This window comes from Aliiglaciecola litoralis, assembly GCF_039523355.1.
In the GTDB taxonomy this organism is placed as follows: domain Bacteria; phylum Pseudomonadota; class Gammaproteobacteria; order Enterobacterales; family Alteromonadaceae; genus Aliiglaciecola; species Aliiglaciecola litoralis.
In genome coordinates this window covers 1-2948 of the sequence record NZ_BAAAFD010000028.1, presented here as the reverse complement: position 1 = coordinate 2948, position 2948 = coordinate 1, and the positions used below count along the sequence as shown (strand labels likewise).

General features: G+C 38.8%; 4 protein-coding genes. All 4 read left to right on the top strand.

Annotated elements, in window-relative coordinates; all coding sequences use genetic code 11:
- The first annotated feature begins 276 nt into the window (after positions 1–276).
- A complete protein-coding gene (locus tag ABD036_RS18880) occupies positions 277–582 on the top strand; it encodes a hypothetical protein (protein WP_343862721.1) in 306 nt (101 codons plus the stop codon).
- A 447-nt stretch (positions 583–1029) separates the two neighbouring features.
- Positions 1030–1281, top strand: a complete 252-nt coding sequence (locus ABD036_RS18875; protein ID WP_086745574.1) for a hypothetical protein — start codon at positions 1030–1032, stop codon at positions 1279–1281.
- A 495-nt stretch (positions 1282–1776) separates the two neighbouring features.
- Positions 1777–2124, top strand: coding sequence for a TonB family protein (locus tag ABD036_RS18870; protein WP_343862717.1), 348 nt, complete (start codon positions 1777–1779; stop codon positions 2122–2124).
- 113 nt (positions 2125–2237) lie between these two features.
- Positions 2238–2678 (top strand): hypothetical protein, encoded by a 441-nt coding sequence (locus ABD036_RS18865; RefSeq protein WP_343862716.1) that lies wholly within the window; start codon positions 2238–2240, stop codon positions 2676–2678.
- Positions 2679–2948 lie beyond the last annotated feature (270 nt).

Sequence of the window (2948 nt, the reverse complement as noted above, 5' to 3'; positions counted from 1 at the left end):
GTTTAGCCCCTTTTGTCAAATGCCCAGTGTGCTCGAAAAAACTTATGTTTCTTTGGTTTAAAAAGCCTCACAAGAACTCGAAATATGACTCGGGAGCGGAGCTTGCTTTTCATTGGTTTAAAGGCAGTGTTTATTGTCTAAGCTGCGGCGAGGAAGTTCGAACAAATGGCACATAACAAGTTGCTCAAGTATGCAGCAAAAAACGCTGCGGGACAGTTACTCGCAGGCTTCGCCAAAAACACTCGCAACTGCCCCTTAGCAAAGCGTTAGGTGTCTATGAAAGTTGTCTACATTTACGGTTTTCAAGGGATGTTTGTTGGAAACTCAGAATATGACTATGCTGAGCCTGAAATTGGTGATGTTCATAAATGTATGGTGTTCATAGCTCAAGATATTGATGAGTTAGATTTTGATCGGGCATTAATTGAGGTTAAAAAATATGGCTTCGACCAAGTGATAAATTTAACAGGTAACACCCTGAAGGTAGAGGTGCTCAATATCGACTCGTATGAAGGTTTCACTGGTTTTTATACAGAAGCTCTTGAAGAAGGAAGTTCACTTGTTTATTACCCAAACACCTAACAAGTTGCTAAATTTCGTTCGTAAACTCACTGGGAAAATTATTGCTGGCCGTTCCGGCCAAAGCGCAGTATTTTCCCATTAGCAAAGCGTTATATGCACTCTGAACCGACTATATGAAATTTAACTTTTATCTGGCTAAGAATTTAAAGTTTAGGATTTTTTTTCTTATTCTGGCAGCGTGTCTAGGCCTATACATTTATTCCGATTTATTTGTAAATGGCAAGTTTATGGGAATCGAGGGCGCTAATGATTTTAAAGGTGTTTTTTTATTCTTTTTCTCCCTTATTTGTGTGGTTTTTCCATGGCATTGGGTCGATAAAGATTAGTGCATATAACAAGTTGCCTAAGTTCGCCGCAAAAAGCGCGGCTGGGACAAATACTCACTGGGCAAAGCCCAACAACGTTCGCATTTGCCCCTTGGCAAAGCGTTATAAGCCAAAGGAAGATATGAGTTTACCGAGGGAACAATTAGCTAAAGTTAGAACACCGTTTAGGGTACTCGCGGGGTTTATCTTTGTGCTTTCATTCTTTGCTATTTTAGCCACGGTTACTTTTGCGTTCACTGAACCATATGATCATATTATATGGCTTTTAGGTATCGTGACGTTTGGTATGTCATATATATCAGGGCATGTTGTATTCACAGGCTATGCCCCTAAGTTTTTACTGTTTACGCATGGTGCTAAAGATGGCTTATAACAAGTTGCTCAAGTTCGTTCGTAAACTCACTGGGACAATTAACAGTTGGCTTGGCGCTTCGCGCAAGTTTAGCCAACAGTCAATTGCCCCTTAGCAAAGCGTTATGTTTTTAGCTCTAATGTAGAGTTAATTTAACTGAATGTGAGTTCACTATGAATAGTTGGCTTTTAGATCTTAACAAACTAAAAAGGAAGCATAAGCTATTTGGTTTCTTTTTAACTATTTGCGGTACTGTTGGTATTTTTGAATTAACTGTCAGTTTATTTATTTATTTATTTAGGCTTTATTGAGAAGCAGATCTTTGGTGGTACTCTAGGGTATTTTATTTATTCAATTTGCATCGCTCTTATGACACATCCATGGAAAAGTGGTGTTTCAAAAACATAACAAGTCACTCAAGCAGGACAAATAACAGTTGGTTTTTGCTCCTTCGTCGCTTATTTTAACCAACTATTATTTGCCTCTTAGTGGGGCGTTAAGTTACTAAGGAAAGTTATGAAGTTTTTAATCGTATTTTTAATGATGTCTAGCATTTTAGGCTGTGCTAGCACTGAGAAAAGAGAAGCGCCAAAAATAGCGCAAAAGGCCGCTCCATTCGCATGCAAAAAACCACCGCAATTCCCAATTGCAGCAATTAAGAAAAGAATAGAAGGTTGGGTTATTTTAGAATACTCATTGGATACCGAAGGGTATCCTTTCGATATGGTAGTTATAGACTCTAGCCCTGAAGGATATTTCGAAAAAACTGCGATTGAGTCAATGTCTTCGTGTAGATTCAAAGCTCCAGAAGATGTGGTGCCGGGTGAGAGATTAAAATTCACGTTAGACTTCAAGTATTCGTAACTTAACAAGTGAATAATGTCGTTCGTAAACTCACTGGGACAAATACTCGCTGGCCTGCGGCCAAAGCGCTCATATTAGCCCCATATTCAAAGCGTTAGTTGCCTAGGAAAATTTTGAGAATATTTCTACTTTTATTGATCCCGTTTGCTTCTTTAGCGTCACAAGAAAGCGAGGCTCCTGAAACTGTTTGGATTGAATCATCTAAGCATTTTAACTGTACTCCTAGTGAAATAAGTCTCAAAGGTAGTGTTTATATTTCTCTTGGCGAAAATTCATTTGAAGAATTAGCTATATTCCGCGAATCAGATAAAACATGGTTATTTTTGGTCGTCGGTAGCGCTCCAAAAGAAATGAGCAGTTTAATGTCACCGTCTGAGCTTAAATCAAAAAATGCGGTAAGCTTAACCACCGAAACCACAGGTTTCCGTTGGGAAGCTAATGGTTACAATGAGAGAGTATTTACCGCCCTAGGCAAATACACCGTGTACAACAGTGATAATTTAGAGAGTGAAGTTGGCGGTTATAAATGCGACATTGTAGTAGTCAGCAACTAACAAGTTACTCAAAAGGACGCAAGATGCTTGGCTTGCGCTCCTTCGTCGCTAATTTTAGCCAAGCATTTTTGCGCCAATTAGTAAGGCGTTATATTTTTCTCAAGGAAGTCAAAATGAATAAAATCGTATTATTGTCTTTGTGGTTATTACTTACCGCTTGTGCAAGTAAAAATAATGAAAAGACCACAGTTACTGGGCAACGAATTAGCAAGGAAGAAGCAAAGAAACTTAACCTCAAGCCCGTTGGTACATTCCAAGACATAATTGAGT